Genomic DNA, 24,063 nt, shown 5'->3' with positions numbered 1-24,063 from the left:
ATTATGCTGGTGTTCGGGACAGAAATGCATATAGTAACCTTTATCTTTTCAGTGCTGGAAACAGGGATGTTTATTTTTTTGCTACCTGGTTATCTAAGCAGGTCGGATGATAAGTCCCGGTTCTGGTACCTGATCCTGCTTTTATTACTGATCGTTTATAATGTGACAGGCGGGCTGCTGCCAGACCCTGATTATCCCATTCCTATTTATGTGCAGAATATTATTGCCTATGGCAGCGGCTTTCTAATGGCATCCTATTTCCCGTTTTATTTTTATAAAGCTTTTGATCTGAAACTACTCCGTTTTCATGCCCTGTATGGTGTGCCGTTTTTTCTGCTGTTACCTTTCCTGCTATTTTTTGTCATTTCCTATTCTATCCACCAGAATCTTTCCCTTTCTATCAAATACGGTATTATTGTACCTTTCTTTTATTCCATCGTGCTACTTTGGGCCATTTTAAGGGCTATCCGTGTCGCCTACCGGGAGAACCGTCGTAAGAATTTCTATGTGGAGGAAATCGTCGTTTATGCTGCGGTCGCTCCCTGGGCATCGATGACCATTATCTCCTATTTTGAGTTCAGTCAATTGACAGAAGCATTGTTTACCAACCTTGGATTTCTGGCTGTTACCGGTATGTTTATCTTTAAATCCGTACGCCAAGACAGGGAATTAATCAGTAAGTTAAAGGATATTTCTGCAAATGGCATCCGGCCGGAAGTCTTTGAGGAAAACTGCTTACGTTTCCAGTTTACTGCGAGGGAAACCGAAGTTATCATATTATTGCATGAAGGTCATCACACCAGTGAGATTGCAGCAAGATTGCACATCGCCGAACGGACAGTAACCACTCATATTCAGAATATGATGACCAAGACCGAAACACATAGCCGTATGGAATTATTACGGAAATTGGAATATGGCGTCTTTGAAGTGTAAATAGAATGCCTTTCTTTGCTAAGTCAATTTACGTAGTATTTAAAAATCTCCTTTTAACGTATTTTTTATCTTGTCGGGGTTGAGGACTTTTGTTGATTAGTTTTATACACCAATCATCTATGTAAATTACTCAATTATGTATGACGGACCTGTTATTTTGTTGAATTGGATGGAGGATAACATTCATCCCCAAAAACTAACCAGTTCACCGCTAATGGGCACAACTGTGCTCTTCTTAAAGGAAGATCTTGCTAACCAAATCAAGATGTTCAGGAAAAACGTATTTAAACAGTTAATCTTCTCTAAAAGAGAGGCCGCTGCCAGTATGAAACAACTGGTCAAGGTTAGCAATACGGTTCACAACTATCTTTATCGCCTTGCGCCTGCGTGGAACCAAAGCCTGCCTGCCGCACAAATAAGAGGCCTTTATATCTATATCCTTAATTTAATGCAGGAGTTACTGGAAGACTTGGGCAGGCTGGCACCCAAGCTATACAGACAGGCTCCAGTAACCCAGCATAGCCTGCCGGAGGTAATGACGAAACTTAGAGGACGCTATCGAATTTTTATATACCAGCTGGATCAGCTGGCTGTTGACAAGAACCTTATCGTACTGGTTAAACAGGGCATTTACCAGATGATCTTTAAAAAGGAAATCAGCCTGCTGAGTGCGGAATACTGCTGCCAGCTGATGACCTTTGTTAGCGGTGCCGTTATCCCAGATACCCAGATGTTCAAAGATATGCTTTGCATAAACGGATTTAACCTGCCTGAATTTTACCTGTACTGCGTCAATGATTATAAAAATTCCCTGAACAATATTCCCAGTCTACATGAACAGCTCGAAATGGTGATGACTGAGCAGGACAAGGTGACCAGCCTGCCGGTAGACATCAAAGCAAAGATGCTTCCAGGCGTCGCACCCATCGGTGAGCAGCTCCGGGGTTTTCTTTTAGAAAAGAAACAGCATATCAAACAGATACTCAAACTACGGCGCATCATTATCCAGGATGACCAGCTGGCTAAATCGATGACGCGCTTAAGGATCAACCTACCGGTTGCCCAGTTCGCACTGTTCATCCGGTTACAGATCGAAAAAGGATTATTGCTAAAAGAAAATATAGGAGAGCTGTTCAACTTTTTTGCTGCTCATTTCTATACGCCGCAAACCCTGTTCATTTCTGCGGAAAGCCTGCGTAAAAAATCGACAGAGGTGGAATTTAGTACGGCACAGAAATTAAAGGCGCACCTGATTGGCATGCTGAACTGGTTGAACGAAAATTATAACTTGTCCAATTACAAGGGCTCATAGCTGCCGTTGCTGAAACTCACTTAGCAGCCCTTGTTCTTTGAGCAGGGTCAGCAAGTCAGCATACCATGTATAAGTAAAATCTTTTTTTTTGCTTAATGTCTCTATTTTGGAATTAATTACATCGGCCAAAGTGACCAGTCCTAAACGACGGGACTGTTCAACGAAAAGTGCGTCCAAGTTCAGCTCAGTCAGCGGTATATTTGTTGAAGTCATAAACTAATCAGGATTTCCGTTTTGAAAATAAATAATAAATATTGATTGTCCGTTAAATTTAGGTAATCATATTTGAATTATGAAGTATACTTCATAATATCCCAGTAATTTCTATTGCAATTTCGCTGGGTGAAGAATGTCCGCAATGAAAACATTATAAAAGCACTTGGCCAGCGAGTACGAGACCTGCGCAACGACAAAAAGCTGTCGATGGAAAAACTGGCCGAACTGTCGGGCATCGACTACCGCCAGCTGTCCTATATAGAACTGGGCCAGACCGACCCCGGCCTGAGTACCCTATATGCTCTATGCAATGGCTTGGACATCACACTGGCTGAACTCATGGATGCCGAAAATCTTAAATAGCCGCTTATTTCTTTAAGCTGAGAAACCGCTTTAATTTCCCGTAAAAACCCCACTTTTTGACAGGGGGTGCCTGCCTCAGGTCACCCCCTGTCCCTGTTTTGGCCTACCCCTTTTTTTTTGCTTTGTCCCGGAAATGATAGTTAAACCAAGATTTTAAGGAAAGCAAAATGAAGCTGAATGACCTGATACACCTGTTAAAAAATGCTGCTCAACAAGGCACTGAAAAAGCCCTTGCAGAAAGCGGTCAGCTACCGGATCAGCTCACCAAAGCCGAAGCCTACCGGCTATATGGCCGGGGCAACGTGGATCGCTGGATCAGCGAAGGGCTGATAGGCCACGCCACGCCCAAAGTTGCCCATTCCCGAAAATGTCTTGACCGGGCCAGACTGGAAGCTATTGCAGCATCCAGCAACCGGATCACTTACCTGCCTGCGGCAGAAAGGTGAACCTATCATTTCCGTCAGGTCTTTGACGTAAGGGGATGATGCATTATCCCGCGAGGAGCGGGAAATTTTGCGAAGGTGAGGTTAGGTACCGCGCCGGTTCGGGCTGCTTATGCAGTCTGGTGCCGGGTAAGGTCAAGCACCAACAACCGAAAGCGCATTGGCAGGCTGAGAGGCCCGTATCGTAGGATACGACGCAGGTAGTCCCGAACCTAATAAACCGGCAAAAGCGGATTGCTCCGGGTTCGTTGCCCGTTGCCGGTTCCAAAAGAACTTCACTTTTTTTACTTCCTCGGGATTTTAATCATGAACATATTACTTACCAGCCACCAGCTCGGCCTGCTCTTACGGGATGCCGCAGAAATGGGGGCCAAACTGGCCCTTGCCAAAACCGGCAGGATCAAGCCCTACCTGAACAAGTCGGAAGCATTCCGGCTTTACGGCCGGAAAAATATTGAGCACTGGATCGGCCAGGGCCTCATTACTTCCCGCAAGGACGGCAACCATTCGGCCACCTGGCGCATCGACCGCATGGAAGCGGAAGCGATCCTCAAATCACTGAACGCTATACGCCATCTCTGAAACCGCTACTAAATAAATACAATATGATAACAACAGTCTTAAATGCCGATTCCGTCAGGGAACAGATAACCCTAGACATGCTTTTGTCCCGACTGGGCTACCAGCCCGCCAAAAGCTCCGGTGATGAACAGTTATACCTGAACGTGTTAAGGGATGCTGAACCCAGCCCGACCTTTGCCATTAATACCCGGCTGGATATGTGGTTTGACCGCTTGACCAAAAAAAGCGGTGACATCGTTGATTTTGGTATGGCCTACTGGCCGGGCTTCGATCAAGACCAGGTGCTGGAAAAGATCAGTCAGCTTTGTGCCTTTTCCCAGAAAGTTCCTGACAGCAGTGGCCGGGCCGGAAGAAAAAGAAGGGCGATCAAAATTCCTTATTACCACATCGCCGAAACCCGGCCGCTCGGCTGTACCTCGGAGATCACAATGTACCTGCAATCCCAAGGCATCTGGGAGATCGCCCTCGGACAGCTTAAAGAGGTCTATTATTATGTCGTTGACGAAAAGCACCGGCGCAAGGATTTTTTTGCTTCAGGCTGGCAAAATGAGAACGGTGGCTGGGAAGTTCGCAGCAGGAATTTTGAAGGCTGCCTGGGCAGCAAAGGGATGACCTTTATACCCGGTGATGAAAACCGTCTGGCCCTTTTTATGGACTATATCAGTTACCTCAGCTGGAAATATGCAAACCGGGCTTCAACCGACAGCATCCTGGTCGTGAACGCCCCCGAATTTTTGCCTGCCGCAAAAAGCAGGGCCGCAAAGTTTGCGGTGGTTACCAATCTTTTTGGTGAGCAGCACCCGTAAGAAAAACTGTTATGAGCCATCTAAGACCAATTCCCAACCAAAATTGATTTGCCATGCCTAAATATGTTGATGTTTCCACGCTGGCAGATATTTCTATCGTGGATTTCCTGGCCCGCTTGGGCCACCATCCGGTTAGAAAAACCGGAAAAGAACACTTTTACCACAGCATGCTCCGTGAAACCAAAAAAGATACGCCCTCATTTACGGTGTGGGATGCCGGAAACTGCTGGAAAGACTGGGGCGGCCCTAACGCAACAGGGATTTTTAAAGGCGGTATCGTCCAGCTGGGCATGGCTTACTGGCCTGATTTGTCCTTTGTGGATGTGCTGAACCGAATACAGGAGGTCTGCGATATGGACACCGCACTGATCCCGGAATACGTCCCGCCTAAAAAGTATGCACCAGATCCTGAAAAAGGAACTTTTGAATGGAACATGGTGGGCGTACGGGAACTCGGCAGTAATTTCGTGCTTAGCCAGTACCTGCATTCAAGGGGACTTTTTGACATCGCTAAAAGCCATCAGGTAAAGGAAGTCTATTACAACCGCAAAAATAATCCTGAGAACACTTCGGTGTATTATGCGGTCGGATGGCAGAACGAAAATAACGCCTGGGAATTTTCCAATGCAAAGGGTTTCAAAAGCTGCATCGGTGCCAAAGGCATCTCACTGATCCCAGGCGATGCGCATCACGTTGCCGTATTCGAGGGTTATATGGATTACTTGAGCTGGCAGAAATTACATCCAGAGACTAGGCCAACAGTTATCGTCCTGAACGCCATCACCATGCTGGGGTATGCCCTGGAAAGGATCAGGAGTTTCCAGACCGTCGATGTTTATTTTGACAACGATAGTCCAGGCCAAAAATGTACGGGATTATTACTAAAAGAAATACCACATGCTGTTGACCGCTCTTATGAGTACCAAGGCTATAACGACTATAACGATAAATTGAAGGCCGATCTGCAAAACATCAACCTCAAAGCCAAAGAATCACCGTCAGAAATCGTAAGCCGTCAAACCGGCCCCAAACGATAACCCCGTTCACCTATCTCTTTATCCAGTTATAAACTATCCAGCTAAACGTATAGCTGTTTAGGTAACTAAGTATTCATCCTTATATATAATGCTATGGATATTCATCTATACCTACAGACAGTCATTTATACGCCTGTTTATCCGACTATATGGATAGCTGCCTATATAGCTAAACTACTATGCCTTTATCTGCCGATATGGATATACAGCTATCCGATTATGTATATGCCCGTTTATCCGTTTATCTGAATAGGCGGTTAGTTTTATAAACAGCTATACAGTATTTGGCATAGCTGTTTATGCAGGCATACAGCTATACAGATAACTGCCTGTCTGGATATTTCCATAACCAGTTAAGCATATACATAACAGCATAGCGTGCTGTGTATGTGGCTATCTGTCTGTACAGTACCAAGCCGCGCCCCAAAATTCAGGTCGGGCACCCCCGTTTTTAACCTGAACGGCATTACCGGCTTTTTTTGTTTTGTATTCGGCAAGTTGTGTTTTTGTCCGTACAGCCCGCCTCCGGCTGGGCTGACCGACAAAAACGAACTTGCCTTAATCTTGCCTAATCCCGCTGGGGAAAGGCAAGACCAAGGAAGAAAAAAGGTCGCAACTCCCTTTTTTTCCGGCAAAGCGTTCATACTACCGCCTATTAGGCAAACCGCCCATTCCAATTTTTAACCCTTAAAAATTTAACGTATGCTATTCAGTTATCCTGTTATGACGAAGGTCATCAGGGCGTTTCCGTGCCCGCTTTTTCCCGCATTAAACAGTTCATTTAAAAGCACTGCCGATGTTTAGACACGGCAGCCTATTCAGCGGCATCGGCGGTTTTGACATCGCCGCTACCTGGACGGGATGGCAGAATATCTTCTCTTGTGAAAGGAACCCTTTCTGCCAGACCATACTACAGCATTATTGGCCTAACACAATTCATTATGACGACATCTTTCAATTCAGCGCAGCTCAGTTTAGGGGAGGCGTTGACATCATCAGCGGGGGATTTCCCTGCCAACCGTTCAGCCAAGCCGGACGGCGAAAGGGCAAAGCGGATGACCGCTACCTCTTCCCGGAGGCTTGCCGAATTATTACAGAAGCAAGGCCCCAGTGGATTGTTCTTGAAAACGTTGCTGGACTTTTCAGCATTCTCGAACCAGACAGTCTATCTGAAATGGAAATTAAAGCGGTTGAGCTTTTTTGTCAGGACGGTGAGCAGCAAGCGGACAGCACCATTATCCGGCTCCAGCGACGGGTCATTGGAAGCATCATTTCAGAAATCGGAGCAGCAGGATATGTACTACCGCAGCTTGAAGACGGCACACCAGTCGTTCTGTGTATTCCGGCTGCTGCCCTTAACGCCCCGCACCAAAGGGACAGGGTCTGGTTTGTTGCCCACGCCGACAGCTACGGAAATGAGCAGCAAGGCAACAACTTTGGCACAAATACAGGAAGGCCGGGAACTGGCCGACCGGAAGAACGAGAGGGGAACCGGGGGCCAGGTGTCCTTAACGGATTTTCTGGTCTACCATACGCTTCAGGCGCAATCAGCACCGTACACACCACCACCGGAAAATACGCCAGTCTCAATATTGCAGCGCCTGATCCGCATATTGCCCACCGCGGAACAGACTGGCGGTACCGCGTTCCCAGCTGGGAAACATGGCCAGCTGAACCCCCGTTTTGTGGCGGAAATGATGGGCTTCCCGTCGAACTGGACGGAATTGCCTTTTCTGCCTGGCGCACCGAGAGCGTAAAAGCCTACGGCAATGCCATTGTTCCCCAGGTCGCCCTGCAAATCTTCCGCGCCATACAGGCTATTGGCCAGTACACTTAATCAGCTATTTATGGGAAACAGCTATCCATCGAAAGACAGGCTTTCCGCACCGAAAATACGCCGCTTTGAACTAAGGCTAAGCGAACCGGAGTTGCAGCAATTCCTGCAACTGGAAAAATCTTTGGGTATCAGCCGTGCGGATATTGTGCGTATCCGGGTGCTGAAAAATTCCGCTAACATGCTGGTAAATGCCAAAGAGTTGATGAAGCAGCTGGACGGCATCGGCGCCAAACTTGGCCGGTCAGGCAATAACATCAACCAGCTGGCCAGGCATGCCAACATACTCCACAACCAGGGCCTGCTCAGTCAAAGCGTAGCCACTGAATTTAACAGCCTGCTAGGCCATTATATTACTGTTCAGCGGGAACTGGAAAAAATCATCAGGCAGATCATCCGCCAAATGAAAAGTTAACTATGATTGTTAAGATACTGCTCCCGTCCGCCACCTTTAAAGGCGTCGGTTATAATACCAACAAAATAGAAAAGGACAAAGGTGAGCTGATGAAGGTGGAAAATTTCGGCGCCCTGCAAGCTCTGGAACATTTGAAGCCAAAGGATTATATCAATTATCTTGAAGCCCGTTCCAGGACAAGCGCCCGGATCAAGTATCCCCAGTTCCATGCCGTCATTTCCTGTAAAGGAAAATCGCATAGCAAGGAGCAGCTGACCGACATTGCCACCCACTGGCTTAAAGGCATGGGCTACGGGAATCAGCCATACCTGCTGGTATTTCATAAGGACACCGGCAACAACCACATTCATATTGTGTCCACCCGGGTTGATGAAAACGGCAAAAAGATCAATGACAGCTACGAGAAGATACGCGCATACCAGGTATTGAACCAGGTCATGGGCATAGACGAAAAAGAGCAGGTCAGCAAAGACCTGGACAAGGCGCTCAGCTACAATTTTTCAACCCGTCCCCAGTTTATGATGCTCCTGGAATCCCAGGGCTATACGCTGAAATTGACGGAAGGGCAATACCGGCTTTTCAAGTACGGCAAGCAGCAGGGCTGTATTGACGTCGCCAAAGTGGATGCTCGGATCAACCTTTATCACCAGAACATTGACCGGCTTGCGCAGCTCCGGGCCATTACAGCAAAATACAGAGTAAGCCATAACCCGGCCGTTATTCCCGTAACACATCCACTGCCTGGAGGCAAGGCGGCCAAACCCACCGGCTATACATCACAGTTGGCCGAACTGCTGGCCTCAAAGTTCGGTGTGCAGGTGCTTTATCACGGTAAGGAAGGGATGCCGCCATACGGCTATACCCTGATAGACCAGGCACAAAAGACCGTCTATAAGGGCGGTGAGCTGATGCCGGTAGCAGAATTTATCAGGCCATCGGAAAACCAGCTCCCGGAACAGGAACGGCCCGTTACCGACGATCCGGTGCCACCCGCTCTGGCGCTTACCAAATGGCCGGAGGTTACTAACGAAGCGGACTACGCAAAGAAACAGGATGAAGACAGTTTTCCGGCCGTACAGGATCAGCAGGCTGAACCTGCCGGTTATATCGAAGAAAATGCAGCTCCTGGCTGGCTGCCGCAGATCAGTCTGGATATTACAGACGACATCGACGACGAGGCCGTATTCGGCCGCAACCGGCAGCGCAAGCGCAAAGCCCGGACAAATACACGCTAAAATTTAAACCCTACAATCATGGTTATACTTATCGGAAACCAGAAAGGCGGTGCCGGAAAAAGCACGCTTACCCTGCTTTTTGCCAACTACTTGACCCAGGTGAAGAAACGAAAGGTCACCGTCCTTGATATGGACTACCAGCAATCGCTGGCCTCAAAAGCCGAAAAGGCGAAGATCCTGGAAAACCAGCCGCTTTACGAAGTGGTGCCGGCCGACCTGAAACATTTCCCGTCCCTGCACAGTGCCCTCAGTAGTCGCTCCGGCGAGATCATCCTGATCGATCTTCCGGGAAAGATGGACGATGATGGCCTGCTGCCGCTGTTCGCAGCCGCCGAACTCGTGCTATGTCCGTTTGCCTATGACGAATTTTCTGTGGACTCAACCCTGCTGTTTGCAATGGTGCTGCGAAAGATCAATGATAAGGCGCCGTTCATCTTCATTCCTAACCGTATCAAGAACACGGTCAAGTACGAGACCAAAACAGAAATTGAAAAGGTGATGCAGCGTTTCGGGGTGATTGCCCCCGGCCTGGCCGACCGCGTGGATTTCCAGCGGATCAGCACGTTCCAAACACCACTGATCCTGTACCCGGTCGTCCTGCCGTTGCTCGACCTGATCTATAGCCAATACCTGGAATGGGAGGAACAAACATGAACCAGATCAAATCACTCGCGGACGAGCTAAGGGAGACCATTAAAAAAGACGACGGTGCTAAAAAAGGCAATCCTTCCAAAACAACGCTTGTAAAAAAAAACAACCATTCAAGACAAGAAAGAAAACCTGCGGATGCCTCACTCGAAAGTCTGTTTGAAAATATCCTGGCCTTTGACCTGACCGGGAAGGAGAAACTGCTGATCCGTCTTGACGACCGTACGATATTCCTGTTGAAACAGCTGAAAATCGCCAAAGCCATTGATATGAACAAGCTGATAGCCTACAGCCTGAAAGATTTTCTCGACCGGCATACTGAACTTATCCAATACATCAAAGAAAACATCAAAACCATCGAATTATGAACTGGACTCAATTTCTGCTCAGCGTTGCCGCTGTTTATGCCCTGTATTATCTGCTCAATATAATTTTTGACCTGTTAAAGTCACGAGCGCAGTCACCCGACGAAGGAGAACAAGATGAACTGGTCTTTTCCGAAGAATACCAGCCGCAGGAGATTGATACTGATGCACCGTCTACCAGCGTCGCACAAACAACGGACGCGGAACCCCAAAGCCGGCAGGCCATTTCTTCCGGCCCGTTGCATACCACCGGCGGGGTAAGCATCAAACAACTGCTGACCTTGGTTCAGGACGACTTGATCGAGTACACCAAAGCTATTCCTTATTAAACACCGATGAAATTTAGGTATCCACTTTTAAAGACAACCCCGGTTGTCTTTTTTTTTGCCCTGCCTTTTATTGGCATGGCCCAAGCACCGCCGGGCATCGGTGAATTTTACCAGGCCAGCGGTGAAATGCACCGCTGGTATTTCAGCCTTTCCGACCTAGTGCTCGTGCTCGGCGCCATCAGCGGCATTCTGGGCGGTCTGCGGGTATATGCTAACTGGCAGTCCGGCAAGCATCATATCGACGCTCAGGTCATGGGCTGGTTCTTTTCCTGCCTGTTCCTCTCGATCATTGGGGCGGCGCTCAAAGCCCTGTTTGGGGTGCATTAAACAGCTATTTCAATTTTTTATTCACTTTTAATTTCTTAATCCATGACAGTAAAAACCAAAAAAGGGTTTGCTATCGCTGCGCTTTCAATGCTCGCAGCACAATTTTCATTTGCCCAGGGAGGCGGGTCAACCGGCATCAATGCCGCCACTTCCTCACTAACCAGTTATATAGACCCCGTATCTACGCTGATTCTGGCTATCGGCGCCGTGGTTGGCCTGATCGGCGGTGTCCGCGTTTACATCAAATGGAACGCGGGAGATCAGGACATCAATAAAGAATTGATGTCGTGGGGCGGTTCATGTCTGTTCCTGGTATTGGTTTCGGTGGTCATCAAGGCTTTTTTCGGCGTATAATGACCGCTAAGTATGCAATCTATAAGGGGCTTCAAAAGCCCCTTATTTACCGTGGATTCAAAGGCAAATTCATTTACTGGGGCATCGGCTCCCTGGCGGGTGGCCTTATTATGGGTGGCCTGATCGGGGCGCTCACCAGCATGTACCTCGGTGGTTTCCTCACTATTGCCCTGATCTGCGCAGGGCTGGGCTATACCTTTTTCCGACAAAAGGACGGCCTGCACGCCAAATCCCGGCATACCGGGGTCATTATTCATCCAGCCCATTTAAAGATCAACCATGCAACGAGAAAGAAAAACAGCATTTAAAATGCCTTATGCAGGTATCGATACCTATAACGGCCTGCACATATTGTACGGAGAGAAAGGCGATTTCTCTATGATCCTGCACATCGATAACCCGGTGCTACAATACGGCGCCGACCCGGACGCCTATACGGCTTACCAAAGCCTGCTGTTGAATATCATCAAGATACTGGGCGAAGGGCATATCATCCAAAAGCAGGATGTTTTTATCCGCAGGCAATACAAGGCCGTACCTGCCGGCGAATTTTTACAGCAGAAATACCATGCGCATTTCGAAGGGCGCGAATATACCGACATCAGAACCTATCTAGTCATTACCCGCCAAGTCAAACGCGGTGCCTTTTACACGTTTGATAAAAAGGTGTTGGCCGATTTCTTCCAGAACATGGCCAAACTTTCCGACCTGCTGGCCAGTGCCGGGCTCAATCCGCGCTTTTTGAACGAGGCAGAGATTAACCGCTACGTGAGCAAGGTGCTCAGCATGGAATTTGCCTCGACCTATACCGCGCTCAATAATATGCGTTGCGGGGACGAGCAGCTAAATTTGGGTAACCTGGCCATCCGCAGCATCAGCCTGGTCAATACCGACAGCGTGGATTTACCGGAAAAGGTAGGCCCTTATATTGAAAAACAAGACAATAAGGGGATGCGGGATTTCCCCGTCGATAACCTTTCTTTTCTGCATGAGGTTCCCGGATACCGCGTCATTATCTATAACCAGCTACTGGAAATACCGGCCCAGCAGCTGACGCTCAATAAACTGGAACTGAAACGCAAACGCCATTCCGGGGTGCCTGATCCGGCCAACCTGATCTGTGTAGAGGACATCGATATGCTGCTGGTCGATGTGGCCAGGGAAAACCAGATGCTGGTCAATGCCCATTACTCGATGGTTGTCTGTGCGGAAAATGAGCAGATCAGGAAGGCAGTCAATTACATAGAGGCCGCACTTTTTCAGCAGGGTATTATACCCTCACGTAACGCCTACAACCAGCTGGAACTGTTCCGTTGCGCCCTGCCGGGTAATGGTGTAGAGTTAAAAAAATACGATTGGTTCCTGACCACCGCCGATGCCGCGCTCTGCTTCTTTTTCAAGGAATCCCTGCTAAAGGATGAACCGTCTGATTTTTTGGTTCGCTTTACCGACCGTCAGGGTGTGCCAGTAGCGATTGACCTATCCGATTTGCCGATGCGCACAGGGCGCATCAACGCGCGGAATCGCTTCTGTTTAGGGCCGTCAGGCGCTGGAAAATCTTTCCTGATAAATTCACTGGTCGAGCAGTATATGCTCTATAATATGGATGTGGTGATTGTGGATACCGGACATTCCTACTCCGGCCTGTGCGCCTATTACCAGGGAAAATACATTACCTGGTCGGACAGTAAACCGATCACCATGAACCCATTCGCCATTGCTGAAAGCGAATACAACATTGAGAAAAAAGACTTTTTATGTACCCTAATCAGCCTGTTATGGAAAGGCGCGGACGGAACGGTAAGCACCGTGGAACGGGATGTGATCGCCAACGTGATTTCTGCCTATTACAGCCAGTATTTTACTGCCGAGACCGGCCAGGAACTTATATCTCATCTGGATTTCAACTCTTTTTATGAGTTTGCCTTAAAGAAAATCCCGCAGATCAAAAATGAGGAACAGATACCTTTTGACCTGGACGAATTCCGGTATGTACTAAAAAAATTCTACCGTGGCGGTGAGTTTGACAGCATCCTGAACGAACCGGCCGATCAGTCTCTGTTTTCCGAGCGCTTCATAGTCTATGAAATTGACAATGTGAAAGAAAATAAAATTTTGTTTCCAATCGTCACCCTGATAATTATGGACGTTTTTATCCAGAAAATGCGTCACCGGACAAGCCAGCGCAAGGCCCTCATAATTGAGGAAGCATGGAAGGCCATCGCGTCCCCGCTGATGGCCGGGTACATTTTGTACCTCTATAAAACCGTTCGGAAATTTTGGGGCGAGGCCATTGTAGTGACCCAGGAGCTGGCCGACATCATTGGCAATGCTGTAGTTAAAGACAGTATCCTGAGCAATTCGGATACTATCTTTCTGCTTGACCAGAGCAAATTTAAGGAGAACTATAAAGAAATAGCCAAACTCCTGTCTATAACTGAAACCGAGCAGAAAAAAATATTTACCATCAACAAACTGGATAATAAGGATGGACGCGGACGGTTTAAGGAGGTCTATATCCGCCGCGGTGCTGTCGGGGAGGTCTACGGCGTTGAAAATTCTATTTACCAGTATCTCACCTATACCACGGAAAAACCGGAAAAGGCAGCTGTTGAAGTCTATATAAAGACATACGGGACATATCAGAGCGGCCTGGAAGCCTTTGTTTCCGATATGCAACAAAGCGGCCTGCCTCTGGACGTCTTTGTGCGAAAGGTCAACAGTGAAGGGCTGCCCGCCGCCGATTCCACTGAATATTTTAAACCTGATTTTGTATGAAACGACTAATTTTAATAACAGGATTCTGCCTGGCGTGCCGCGCCGCTTTTGCCCAGATCTATGTAGACCCGACCACGGCCGGCGCAATGGCCGTCCATTCCGGCGTCATCAACGGACAGCTCAATAAGACCAATGACAACCTGACCCTGATTCAGCGCGGACAACTGGCCGTTACCGGGCAGCTGGTCATCGTGAACGATTTGCAGCAGCAGATTTACCAGGGCCTAAGCGAAGTGTCCGCCGCCGTTCGCTCCCTGCTGGCCATCCAAGACATTGCAGAGATCAGCGCAGATATTGTCATCGATGTGAACAAGGCCGTTAACCTGGCTCAAAGCAACCCTGTACTGCTCTTGTTTGCCGAAGGCGGTGCCCGCGAGTTCAGGCGAAGAGGAACGGCCCTGGCCACCGAGGTCAGCTCCTTTGTATTGCAGGGTGGCGTAAATAACCTGATGGACTCAGGCGAACGCGCCAAACTGCTGAACAGGATCAGGACAGAGCTCATGATCCTGCGGGGCGTCGCCTATGGTATGCAGAGAACCATGTTCTGGGCAAGGCAACGCGGTATCCTTAATTCCCTGAACCCCTATGCAGGCTATATCAATATTGATGTGCAGATCGCAAATGACATTATCAGAAACGCCAAATACCTGAAACAATGAAAGGAACCATCACACTGATTTGCCTACTTTTCGGGCTGCAAGATGCCTTTTGCCAGCTGAACGTGGGGCTGATCCACCAGTTGGTGGCCGAAAGCAAGAGCGAACACAGCAGGCAGGACGAAGCAAAGAACAAACAGGCCGTTACTTCTGCTAACGAAGAAGTCAACAGAGCAGAAATGAGCAAGCTAAAGACAAAGTACCGGGAACTGCAACGCCGTTTCCATACCGTCGGGCTGGCCATCGACGCTGCCCAAATCGGACTGGAAGCCAGCCCTGTTGTTTTGGAGATCATCCGGCAGCAAAACATTATTTACCAGCTGGCCAGTGATAATCCCGTCCTGATCGCGCTTGCTTTTCAGACGGAGAAAGACCTTGCTGACCGGGCAAGGATGCTGGCCAATTATATCGCCGGACTGGCCTTGAGCATCGGCGACATTAACCAGATGAAGGCCAGCGACCGCAAAATCCTTTTCTCACATGCCCTGACGGAGCTCCGCCTGATCGAAGGGGCCAGCAGAGGACTGGCCGCCACTATGATACAGGCAAGCTACAAACGCGGACTGAACCCCTTTGCCGATTTCATAGATCAGGATAAACGGCTGGTCGATGACATTATACGGAACGCCTCGATCATTAAAAATCCATAGCCATGAGATATAAACTTTTTATCGCCGCCGTTTTTTTGTTCATCCGTGCGGGAAGCACAAAGGCCCAAAGCATTGTTTTCGATCCCGGTCATTTTGCGATTGTCAACGAGAATGGTGCCGTACGTCTGGCCGCTGAAAATACACATAACAATTACCTGAACACCATCCGCAACCGGCTGGACGATATTACTCTAAACATCAGTTCAGTGGTGATAGTGCAGACACTGATCCATAATTCGCTTACCCAAGTCAATCAGGCGCTGAAAAGCGGCATTGCCGCCGCCCAGGTCGCCCGGATCAGCGCGGAGATCATTCAGGAAAGCAATACCATGATCGCCATTGCAGGCAGCGAACCATACCTGCTGCTGTTCGCCGAAGATGTTGCCCGGCAGATGAAATCCCGCGGGGTCAACCTGGTCAGCGAGGTATCCGCCTTTGTACTCAAAGAAGGCACTAACGTACTGATGGATTACGAAAAAAGAGATGCGCTGTTACGCAAGGTCATCTTAGAGCTGAAAGTCATGCGGGCGCTTTGCTACAGCATGGGCAGGTCAATGTACTGGGCCAAAATGAACGGCGTACTGAAAACGGCCAATCCTTACCGCGATTTCATCAACCAGGATACCCGCATGGCAACAGACATTATCCGCAATTATCAACTTTTGAAAGAATAAGCTATGAAACATTATTTATTAGCTGCCGCCCTTTTCGCATTGATCGCTCCGGCAGCGGCGCAGCAGGTGATCCGCGACCAGCATATCATTAACCAACAGGAACGTATGGTATTCAAACAGTGGGACAGAAAGAAATTTACCCCAACCAGCGGTTTCCTGGGCCTGAACCCCAACTACTGGCTCACTTGGGCCTGGCACCCAGACTATCCCAAAAAAGACCTGCGCCCATTGGGGCCCATAGGGCCACAGACCCAACGCCTGGCATTTGCCGCTGCGATGCAGAATACAGAAAATGCCTATAAACTGCATGCCGATACCCTAAAGAACACAGCCGTAACCGAGGCGGTCAACTATTCGGCAGTCTTTTCGACCGCCGATCCCTTATGGTTGCTCTATTACCGCTATGAATTTGAACCACTTTTGAACCAACAGGAAGCCGACCTGTTAACGGGCATCGCTGTTAAGGAACGTGACTATCTGTTACGCACTGGCGTCTATGACTGGTACCGGGAAGAATCCGCCGGCATCCGAGAACGGCTTGACGGCGCCATGAATGCCACCCTTGACCGCGGCTCACGCATCCTGGCCTATCACAGGCTTTTTTTGGAATACCGCAGGCTAAATACTTCTTGGGAAGCCAAGAAACAGTATGCCCGAAAATTCCTATCCCTGACCGAATCCGCCGGTAAGATGAAGTCTAGGGAACAGCCCATAGTGCAAAGGGAGGGCTACCGCACCGATCGTCAGATCGCCGACGACATCCTGAGCAAATCCAAACTTTAGATCAACAAGATGAACATAACCAATTTACTGACCGGCACCGCCGGTTTTTTTATGCAATCAGGTTCCGGGGACGTGCCGGACTCCTTTAAAAAGACCTTTAACTTTTTGCAGGGCAACGGGGTGTACGAGGAAGGCATGATGCATTTTTTAAAAGCGATGAAAAATACTATCTGGACGCACTATGATGCCTTTATAGCCGATGCGCAGGCGCTCTCCGCCATATTCATGCTCATTTTTTTCGCTATCAAGTCCTATGAGATGATGTCGGGCGACAAGAAAATGGAAATTATGCCGCTGCTCAGGCCCTTCGGTCTGGTCATGGTCATTCTCTGGTGGTCTACCTTTACCAGGGTGGTCGCTTATCCGACCGACCTGATCGCCAATAAGACCGAGCTCATGTTTAACGACAGCCAGACCCAGGTCAATAACCTGCGGTTGGAAAGGGCCCAGCTCATGGTGCAGGTCGCCGACCAACTGCTTACCGTACAGGCGCAGACCGAGACTGCCAAACAGGAAGCGGACACCTGGTATGAAAATGCCTGGGAGTCGGTCAAGTCCACGGTCAAGGAAGGTTTTGCCGAGGTATGGAACCCGATAGTAGAACTGCGCAACCGCATGCAGGTCGGCTTACAACTACTGGCCAGTTCCATCCTGGAAACACTGGCCTTGTGGATACTGCGTATCTGCGTGTACATCATCTTTATTATCCAGATCATCTTTTCCACCATACTGATAATCCTGGGGCCGTTCTCCGTGGCCATCAGCATTTTGCCCGCATTCAGGGACAGCTTTAGTACCTGGATTGCCCGCTTTATTTCAGTCAACCTGTACACAGGCATCGGTTTCCTGGTGCTGTACATCGCCTCGCTATTCCAGCATTATGCAATGGAGGCCGAAATCAGCCGCTATAAAGAATTGGTCGGCACGTCCGGCGAAAGCCTTGAAAAGCTGGGCTGGTTCGCAGGGAACGGCCTGCTGTCTTTCGGTATCGTGATTGTCACTTTTCTGATCGGCGGGCTCACCATGCTAACCGTACCGAGCATCAGTACCTGGATCGTGTCTACTTCCGGTATCAGCTCTGCCGCTTCCACGATGGGCCGCGGCGCTTCCAATATGTCCAGGATGCTCACCAGAATGATGAAATAATGATTATCAAAAACATAGAGGCCAAAGTGCGCCTGGCCACCTTTTTATCCGCCACCAGTTTTGTAACGGCGGTCATGATCGTCTTGGTCGTTTCCTTTTTCGCCTACCGCCAGGTTGCAGACGCCCGTAAAAGCGTCTACGTTCTGGACGCGAACAGCGTGCCGCTGCTGGCCCGCCAGACCGACGTACAGCTGAACCGCGCCGCAGAATACCGTTCGCACGTCAACCTTTTTCACAGCCTTTTCTTTTCACTGACGCCCGATGATAAATACATCGAATACCAGATGAAAAGGGCAATGTACCTGGTCGATGAAAGCGGTGCGCTCCAATACAACAACCTCAAAGAAAAAGGATTCTTTAACTCTATCCTTTCTTCCAGCGCGGTATTGACCCTGCAAACGGATTCCATTTTTATCGACGAGGGCCGCAGGTATTTCCGCTATTACGGTAAGCAGAAGATCGACCGCCGAAGCTCTGCCATTATCCGCTCACTGGTGACCGAAGGCTACCTGAAAGACTTGGAAATACGCTCTGATAACAATCCCCACGCGGTACTGATTACCCGCTGGAAAACACTGGAAAACAAAGACCTTGAAAATGTACAGAAAAACTCATTTTAAACCTCGCCCTGACCTTTACCGGGAGATAGGTAAAGAGTTCGGGGCCTATTTCTCCCGGTTGGGTGACCTCTGGAAGCGCATCAGCGCCAGGTACCCCAGGCAGATATTTATATTGATGCTGGCTAGTATCCTGTTCTCCGGCGTGCTGGCCTTTACGGTCATGCGGGTAAAAGATACCGCGCCGCTGCCATCCCTTTCCGGCACAGGCACCAACGTGACCCAGGGTTTCGGCCAGATTATCGGCGCCGGTCAGGCGTTGCAAAAAGTGCTCGACCTGCAAAACCAGATCAACACCGTGTTGCACAAGGACAGCCTGACCGCGGCCGACAGCCTTTTGGTCAAAAATGCGATCCGGCAGCTGGAAATCATCCATCACAAACTTAATGTTAAACCAACCCAGTAATTATGAAGATTAATTTCAAGCAACCACGGTATATGCTGCCGCTGATCCTGCTACCTTTCTTGTGCCTGTTTTTTTACACATGGAAAAGCAGTTTCGGCAAGGAAGCGCCCGTACAGCGACAGGGAAGTACGCTACAGGAGAATGTGGCGGACGTTTCCGAAGACGTTAAAAACAAGGGCCTGGAAGATAAGCTGGACGCTTATCGGAAGCAATATAAAGATGCGGACGGTTACACAGCCGTCGGGGAGATCGGCTTGGAACAGACCAGCAGGCAGAACGTGCCCGATCTGTACAATCAGCAAGAAAAGCGTATGCTAGACTCCATCGACCGGGAAATGAAACGGAAATACGGCGCCACTTCCGCCGAACCGCGTAGGGCGCATGCCACATTTCCCGACGCCGGCCCCAAACAACAGCCCCTAAGCACTTACGATACCGACCGTGACCTGGCAACCGCGCTTTCAAAGCTGAAACAGCAGCCGCCCGTAGGTAACGCTTCTAGCAGCCCCGCTCAAACCGATCCCATGAAGATATTCCGGGAACAGATGGCCCTGATCGACAGCATGGGCAAGGCCAACGACCCGGACTACAAAGCGGAACAGGCAAGAGAAAAGGCAATGGTGCTGGCCGAACAGGAACTGAAAAAACATAAGAAACTCAGCGTTTCCAAAACTTCGGCCGCAACGAGGCTTTTCAATACCATTTCGGCAGACAACGAGGACAGTTTTATCCGCGCCATCATTGACCAGGACATCACCGGCTATGCCGGTTCACGGCTCCGCATCCGCCTATTAGATGATATGAATGCCGGCCGCTTCCTGGTCAGAAAAGATACCTACCTATACGCCCAGATCACCGGCTTTACCGGCCAGCGGGTAAATCTTTCGGTCAGCTCTATTTTTCAGGATAACCATATCCTGCCCGTCCGGCTGGACATTTACGATAATGACGGACTGCCAGGGCTGTATGTGCCCGCTTCCGCTTTCCGCGAGTTTTCGAAAGCGCTGGGCAGCGATGCCAGCCAGGGCATGACCATCCAGCAGCAGGCCGAAAATAATAACCAGATGGTCATGAGCATGGTTCAAAAGATGTTCCAGTCCACCACTACGGCGGTGAGCAAACTGATCCGCAGCAATAAGGCGAAACTGAAATACAACACACAGGTCTTCCTGATTGATCCCGAAGAACTCAAAAACAACCAGAACAAGTATTAACCCATTATCATTATGAAGAAACTGATCGTTTTTTTAACGGCCATCCTTTGGGTGGCCAAGGGACTTTATGCACAAGCCCCAGCAGGCATATCCCGCAAAGACCTGCCTGATATTTTAATCAGCCGGGATATTTCCCTGCACTTTATTTCCCCCGAACCTATTCAGTACGTGGATATATCCACGCACGCCATTGCGGGGGACCTGCCCTTAAAAAATGTCCTGCGGTTAAAGATCATACCAGATTCCGCCTTTTTTGGCGGTTCAGCAAATGGTGCTATCGTGACTATCATCGGGGAAAGTTTTATTGCCCAGTATAACCTGCGCTACACGGACGGTGAGGTAATCGCTATTCCCTCCCAGGTCAATATCATGCCGGAACATACCCGACCGCTGGATGTTCCTGGCATCTCCCTTACGTCAAAAGAAATGCAGGATTTCGCTATGCGGATCTCACGTGAACCGGCCGGAAAGACCCTACGGAAGGCTAAGGCTTTCGGCCTACAGGCTAGGTTGAACCATGTATATACCGCTGGGGATCATATTTTCCTCGACATCACCTATTATAATCAGACAAATCTGCCTTACCAAATCGATGAACAGCGCTTTAAGATCGAAGACAAAAAGATTACCAAAGCGACCAATGTACAATCCGTGGAAATTAAGCCGGTATGGCAACTGTACCCGAACACTTCCTTTAAAAAGCAGTATCGGAATATCTATGTATTGAAAAAGGCCACCTTTCCCGGCAATAAGGTGCTGAACATCGAACTGACCGAAAAGCAGATTTCTGGGCGGGTGCTGACCTTGCGACTTAAATATGGGGATATATTAAAAGCAGACATCCTGTAACGTTCTGCTGTTGTTAAGACCCACAAAGGCTGCCTTCGACCTCTAAAACACCAATTACTTATGGAAGAAACCAAAGAACAACAGAGCCTGCACAGGTTCCTGCAATTTGGTATCTATTTGTCCGTTCTGATCGAGGTTTTCCTGTTTTTCTATGCCGGTAAACTGATGACCCAGGACTACACGGACAAATTCAGCCTGCGCTTTTTTGCGATCAGGCTGGCCAGGATACCATTTTATCACCAGCTGCTTTACAGCAAATTGTTCACCTTGACCCTGATCTGCCTGGTTTCTGTGGGTACGCTTAGCCGGAAAAAGAAAGACCTGAACCCCACAAGCCAGATCGTCTATCCACTGGCGGCCGGGCTGATTATTTTCTTTTCGGGCATCTGGTTCCAGGGCAGGCAATCGCCTGCCGTCTGGATGGACGTGGGCTGGTATGATCTGGCCTACATCGCCAGCGCTATTGCCGGAACCCTGTTGATCCACGTGGCAATGGACAACGTGTCCAAAATGATTAGTTCCAAATTGGGTAAGGACAAATGGAACGTAGAGGGGGAATCCTTTATGCAGCCGTTAAAGCCAATCGATACCCCTTACTCGGTAAATATCCCGATGCTGTTCTATTATAAAAACAAAGTGCGAAAAGGATTCATCCCGCTGTCGAATTTATTCAGGAGCCTGCTTTTAATTTCAGTGCCAGGGGGTGGCAAGACGTTTTCGGTTATTATTCCAGTGATTAAGCAATTCATAGCTAAATCTTTCACATTATGCGTGTATGATATAAAGTACCCGGATTTGGCAAAGGTTGCCTATTATCATTACCTGCTGGCCAAACAGAAAGGAAAATGCCTGAACTATAAGTTTCATGTGCTCAACCTCAACGACCCAGAGAAAAGTAAAAGGGTAAATCCTTGGAAAAGGCAGTACCTCAATACGCTTGCAGATGCTTCTGAAACTGCCGAAGCACTGGTAGAGGCAATGAAAAAGGGAGATAAATCCGGTGGTAGTGATCAGTTTTTTACACAATCGGCCATCAATTTTCTGGCTTCCTGTATTTATTTTTTCAGCAAGTATCAAGGCGGCCGCTATTCCAGCCTGCCGCATGTACTTTCCTTTCTGAACCTTTCCTATGAGGAAATTTTCAGTACGCTCTTTTCAGAACCCGAACTGGTATCCCTGCTTTCTCCGTTCAGGAGCGCTTACAATACCAAAGCATTTGATCAACTGGAAGGCCAGGTAGGAACGCTTAAAATCTTTATCAGCCGGCTGGCGACCAAAGAAACCTATTGGGTGTTTTCGGGTGATGATTTTGAGTTGAAAATCAGCGATCCTAAAAACCCCTCGATCCTGGTACTGGCCAATGATCCTTTGACACAAAGCATCAATTCGGCCTGCTATTCCGTTGTGCTCAACCGGGTGACAAAACTGGTGAACACAAAAGGCAATCTGCCCGTAGGACTGGTCATAGACGAAGCGCCCAGCCTCTATATTTTTCGTATTGAGCAGGTGCTCAGCCAGGCCAGAAGTAATCTGGTGGCATCTGTTTTGGGCATCCAAAGCCTGCAACAATTTCAGCAGCAATACGGCAAAGAAACTGCCGCAACCATTACTTCGGTAGTGGGTAATGTGCTATCCGGTTCGGTGCAAAACAAGGATACCCTGGACTGGCTGGAACGGTTGTTCGGAAAAGTGAAACAGCAAAATGAAAGCCTCAGCATCGACCGGCACAAAACATCCATTTCACTAAGCGAAAAACTCGAACCGCTGATACCGGCCGGAAAGATCGCCGCATTAAGGGCCGGGGAAATGGTTGGCATGCTTGCCGCTGATGCTGTAGCGGATTACACCGGGAAGTTTGAGCCCTCGGCCGTTCACTGCCGCATCAACCTGGATGTGAATGCCATCAAAAAAGAAGAACAAAGCTACCGCGAACTGCCGGTTTATTACGACTTCAAAGGCAAAAAAGATGAAGTCCTGAGGCAGAACTTTTACCGCATCAACCAGGAGGTACAGCAACTGGTAAAACAGTTCACCCCCGTACAGCCATCTGCTGCCATGCCCCAGCCCAAAGGCATGATGAAGCAGAGCTTTAAAAAGTAAGCGGAACCCCGCAAAGAAAGTCAATTTATTTTTTTACTAAAATTTAACGTTATGGAAGATTTAACCGGCCATCTGGTCATGGTACACCCCAAATTAGAGAACGATCCGGTACAGCGCCAGGGACAGGTAGGCGTGATTACCAGTGCAGACCTCGTAAAGGACGAGATTTATGTAGGCTTTGGGAACAGCCCTTTGGGCCTGTATTCCACCGATGCGCTGCTGGTGCTGAAACCGCATCATGTGCTGTATGCGGATATACTCACCCATATCAAGGAAATGGATACCCCGGACTTTAAGACGCTAATGGAGATTACCATTCTCCAGGAAAAGAACTCGGTAAACTACCTGCGCGATGCAATGGAGTTGGCAACCACCAATGAAAGGACGCTCGCCTACAGTACCGTGTCCCTACAGGACAAGCTCGGCCTAGTCAGGGAAGAAAACCGGGAACAGCAGCACACAACCGGTATTACCCGATAATCCGCGCCATGAACGGGCACCTAAAACGGGCCTATGTACTGTCCCTGGTGCTGTTGTTTTCTGTCAGTTCCTTTGCGCAGGATGGCACGAACGTCAGCCTGCCTTTGCCGCAGCTGCGGGTTACCTCATCTTTCGGCAAGCGGGTTCACCCAGTTACCGGGCTCCCTGACCTACATAAGGGAATTGATCTTGCCGCCCGCTGCGATCCTGTCCTCAGTGTTATGGACGGTACGGTAATCGATACCGGATTTAACCCCATTCTGGGCAAGTATATCCGTATTGCGCACGGCGAGTTTCAAAGCATTTACGGACACCTTTCTTATATCCTGGTTACGCCGGGCGAACCTGTATCAGGCGGAGAATTTATAGCCGTCACCGGAGCAACGGGACGGGTTACGGGGGAACACCTGCATTTCAGCATACGGTACAGGGGCAGGTACATCAACCCACTGCATTTTTTACGGTCGCTGCTACTGCCCCGGCGGCCACCATCACCTAAATAATTTTT

General features: G+C 48.9%; 31 protein-coding genes. 29 read left to right on the top strand and 2 right to left on the bottom strand.

Annotated elements, in window-relative coordinates:
* Positions 1-3: 3 nt before the first annotated feature.
* Complete coding sequence (locus tag ACH11B_RS12120) at positions 4-936, top strand: LuxR C-terminal-related transcriptional regulator (RefSeq protein WP_377612548.1); 933 nt, start codon at positions 4-6, stop codon at positions 934-936.
* 136 nt (positions 937-1,072) lie between these two features.
* A complete protein-coding gene (locus ACH11B_RS12115) occupies positions 1,073-2,248 on the top strand; it encodes a hypothetical protein (protein WP_377612550.1) in 1,176 nt (391 codons plus the stop codon).
* On the opposite strand, the gene ACH11B_RS12110 is transcribed toward ACH11B_RS12115, so the two are convergent.
* A complete protein-coding gene (locus ACH11B_RS12110; protein ID WP_377612552.1) occupies positions 2,243-2,461 on the bottom strand; it encodes a hypothetical protein in 219 nt (72 codons plus the stop codon). The genes ACH11B_RS12115 and ACH11B_RS12110 overlap by 6 nt on opposite strands.
* A gap of 129 nt (positions 2,462-2,590) precedes the next feature.
* On the opposite strand from ACH11B_RS12110, the gene ACH11B_RS12105 reads away from it, so the two are divergent.
* Together ACH11B_RS12105 and ACH11B_RS12100 are read left to right on the top strand one after the other, a co-directional pair.
* Positions 2,591-2,827: a helix-turn-helix domain-containing protein gene (locus tag ACH11B_RS12105; protein ID WP_377612554.1), complete on the top strand. Its 237-nt coding sequence runs from the start codon at positions 2,591-2,593 to the stop codon at positions 2,825-2,827.
* 167 nt (positions 2,828-2,994) lie between these two features.
* Positions 2,995-3,273: a hypothetical protein gene (locus ACH11B_RS12100; protein WP_377612556.1), complete on the top strand. Its 279-nt coding sequence runs from the start codon at positions 2,995-2,997 to the stop codon at positions 3,271-3,273.
* A 132-nt stretch (positions 3,274-3,405) separates the two neighbouring features.
* Here ACH11B_RS12100 and ACH11B_RS12095 read toward each other — a convergent pair whose 3' ends face one another.
* Positions 3,406-3,549, bottom strand: a complete 144-nt coding sequence (locus tag ACH11B_RS12095; RefSeq protein WP_377612558.1) for a hypothetical protein — start codon at positions 3,547-3,549, stop codon at positions 3,406-3,408.
* Between the two features lie 27 nt (positions 3,550-3,576).
* Here ACH11B_RS12095 and ACH11B_RS12090 point away from each other — a divergent pair, with 27 nt between their 5' ends.
* The 25 genes from ACH11B_RS12090 to ACH11B_RS11970 all read left to right on the top strand — a co-directional run bounded on the left by ACH11B_RS12090 (position 3,577) and on the right by ACH11B_RS11970 (position 24,058).
* Entirely contained in the window at positions 3,577-3,852 is a 276-nt protein-coding gene (locus tag ACH11B_RS12090) for a hypothetical protein (RefSeq protein WP_377612560.1), read from the top strand.
* 23 nt (positions 3,853-3,875) lie between these two features.
* Entirely contained in the window at positions 3,876-4,658 is a 783-nt protein-coding gene (locus tag ACH11B_RS12085) for a hypothetical protein (protein ID WP_377612561.1), read from the top strand.
* 53 nt (positions 4,659-4,711) lie between these two features.
* Positions 4,712-5,695: a toprim domain-containing protein gene (locus ACH11B_RS12080; RefSeq protein WP_377612563.1), complete on the top strand. Its 984-nt coding sequence runs from the start codon at positions 4,712-4,714 to the stop codon at positions 5,693-5,695.
* A 796-nt stretch (positions 5,696-6,491) separates the two neighbouring features.
* Positions 6,492-7,532: a DNA cytosine methyltransferase gene (locus tag ACH11B_RS12075; protein ID WP_377612567.1), complete on the top strand. Its 1,041-nt coding sequence runs from the start codon at positions 6,492-6,494 to the stop codon at positions 7,530-7,532.
* 10 nt (positions 7,533-7,542) lie between these two features.
* Positions 7,543-7,944: a plasmid mobilization relaxosome protein MobC gene (locus tag ACH11B_RS12070; protein WP_377612569.1), complete on the top strand. Its 402-nt coding sequence runs from the start codon at positions 7,543-7,545 to the stop codon at positions 7,942-7,944.
* Positions 7,945-7,946: 2 nt separating this feature from the next.
* A complete protein-coding gene (locus ACH11B_RS12065; RefSeq protein WP_377612571.1) occupies positions 7,947-9,179 on the top strand; it encodes a relaxase/mobilization nuclease domain-containing protein in 1,233 nt (410 codons plus the stop codon).
* Positions 9,180-9,197: 18 nt separating this feature from the next.
* Positions 9,198-9,833, top strand: a complete 636-nt coding sequence (locus tag ACH11B_RS12060; protein WP_377612572.1) for a ParA family protein — start codon at positions 9,198-9,200, stop codon at positions 9,831-9,833.
* Complete coding sequence (locus ACH11B_RS12055) at positions 9,830-10,195, top strand: hypothetical protein (RefSeq protein WP_377612574.1); 366 nt, start codon at positions 9,830-9,832, stop codon at positions 10,193-10,195. The genes ACH11B_RS12060 and ACH11B_RS12055 overlap by 4 nt, the downstream gene beginning before the upstream one ends.
* The gene (locus tag ACH11B_RS12050; RefSeq protein WP_377612576.1) at positions 10,192-10,521 is read left to right on the top strand and encodes a hypothetical protein; all 330 of its coding nucleotides are present in this window, start codon (positions 10,192-10,194) and stop codon (positions 10,519-10,521) included. Before ACH11B_RS12055 ends, ACH11B_RS12050 begins: the two co-directional genes overlap by 4 nt.
* Before the next feature lie 6 nt (positions 10,522-10,527).
* On the top strand, positions 10,528-10,848 hold the full coding sequence (locus ACH11B_RS12045) for a DUF4134 family protein (protein ID WP_377612578.1): 321 nt from the start codon (positions 10,528-10,530) through the stop codon (positions 10,846-10,848).
* A 42-nt stretch (positions 10,849-10,890) separates the two neighbouring features.
* Complete coding sequence (locus tag ACH11B_RS12040; protein ID WP_377612580.1) at positions 10,891-11,202, top strand: DUF4134 domain-containing protein; 312 nt, start codon at positions 10,891-10,893, stop codon at positions 11,200-11,202.
* Complete coding sequence (locus ACH11B_RS12035) at positions 11,202-11,510, top strand: hypothetical protein (RefSeq protein WP_377612582.1); 309 nt, start codon at positions 11,202-11,204, stop codon at positions 11,508-11,510. The genes ACH11B_RS12040 and ACH11B_RS12035 overlap by 1 nt, the downstream gene beginning before the upstream one ends.
* Positions 11,482-13,980 (top strand): TraG family conjugative transposon ATPase, encoded by a 2,499-nt coding sequence (locus ACH11B_RS12030; RefSeq protein WP_377612584.1) that lies wholly within the window; start codon positions 11,482-11,484, stop codon positions 13,978-13,980. Before ACH11B_RS12035 ends, ACH11B_RS12030 begins: the two co-directional genes overlap by 29 nt.
* On the top strand, positions 13,977-14,639 hold the full coding sequence (locus tag ACH11B_RS12025) for a hypothetical protein (protein WP_377612586.1): 663 nt from the start codon (positions 13,977-13,979) through the stop codon (positions 14,637-14,639). The genes ACH11B_RS12030 and ACH11B_RS12025 overlap by 4 nt, the downstream gene beginning before the upstream one ends.
* Positions 14,636-15,286 (top strand): hypothetical protein, encoded by a 651-nt coding sequence (locus ACH11B_RS12020; protein WP_377612587.1) that lies wholly within the window; start codon positions 14,636-14,638, stop codon positions 15,284-15,286. The genes ACH11B_RS12025 and ACH11B_RS12020 overlap by 4 nt, the downstream gene beginning before the upstream one ends.
* Before the next feature lie 2 nt (positions 15,287-15,288).
* On the top strand, positions 15,289-15,960 hold the full coding sequence (locus tag ACH11B_RS12015) for a hypothetical protein (RefSeq protein WP_377612589.1): 672 nt from the start codon (positions 15,289-15,291) through the stop codon (positions 15,958-15,960).
* Between the two features lie 3 nt (positions 15,961-15,963).
* Complete coding sequence (locus ACH11B_RS12010; RefSeq protein ID WP_377612591.1) at positions 15,964-16,743, top strand: hypothetical protein; 780 nt, start codon at positions 15,964-15,966, stop codon at positions 16,741-16,743.
* Positions 16,744-16,752: 9 nt separating this feature from the next.
* Positions 16,753-17,889, top strand: a complete 1,137-nt coding sequence (locus ACH11B_RS12005) for a plasmid transfer protein (RefSeq protein WP_377612593.1) — start codon at positions 16,753-16,755, stop codon at positions 17,887-17,889.
* On the top strand, positions 17,889-18,509 hold the full coding sequence (gene traK / locus ACH11B_RS12000; RefSeq protein ID WP_377612595.1) for a conjugative transposon protein TraK: 621 nt from the start codon (positions 17,889-17,891) through the stop codon (positions 18,507-18,509). Before ACH11B_RS12005 ends, traK begins: the two co-directional genes overlap by 1 nt.
* Positions 18,487-18,912, top strand: coding sequence for a hypothetical protein (locus ACH11B_RS11995; protein WP_377612598.1), 426 nt, complete (start codon positions 18,487-18,489; stop codon positions 18,910-18,912). The genes traK and ACH11B_RS11995 overlap by 23 nt, the downstream gene beginning before the upstream one ends.
* 2 nt (positions 18,913-18,914) lie before the next feature.
* Positions 18,915-20,126 (top strand): conjugative transposon protein TraM, encoded by a 1,212-nt coding sequence (gene traM / locus ACH11B_RS11990; RefSeq protein WP_377612600.1) that lies wholly within the window; start codon positions 18,915-18,917, stop codon positions 20,124-20,126.
* Between the two features lie 12 nt (positions 20,127-20,138).
* Positions 20,139-20,975, top strand: a complete 837-nt coding sequence (gene traN / locus ACH11B_RS11985) for a conjugative transposon protein TraN (protein ID WP_377612601.1) — start codon at positions 20,139-20,141, stop codon at positions 20,973-20,975.
* A gap of 60 nt (positions 20,976-21,035) precedes the next feature.
* Positions 21,036-23,075, top strand: coding sequence for a TraM recognition domain-containing protein (locus ACH11B_RS11980; RefSeq protein WP_377612603.1), 2,040 nt, complete (start codon positions 21,036-21,038; stop codon positions 23,073-23,075).
* 78 nt (positions 23,076-23,153) lie between these two features.
* The gene (locus ACH11B_RS11975) at positions 23,154-23,555 is read left to right on the top strand and encodes a hypothetical protein (RefSeq protein ID WP_377612605.1); all 402 of its coding nucleotides are present in this window, start codon (positions 23,154-23,156) and stop codon (positions 23,553-23,555) included.
* 104 nt (positions 23,556-23,659) lie between these two features.
* A complete protein-coding gene (locus ACH11B_RS11970; protein ID WP_377612607.1) occupies positions 23,660-24,058 on the top strand; it encodes a M23 family metallopeptidase in 399 nt (132 codons plus the stop codon).
* The last annotated feature ends 5 nt before the right edge of the window (positions 24,059-24,063 follow it).

Source organism: Olivibacter sp. EAT-5 (assembly GCF_044784325.1).
Classification (GTDB): Bacteria; Bacteroidota; Bacteroidia; order Sphingobacteriales; family Sphingobacteriaceae; genus Olivibacter; species Olivibacter oleidegradans.
The sequence above is the reverse complement of the archived record's forward strand: the minus strand, read 5'-3'. Positions and strand labels throughout refer to the sequence as shown.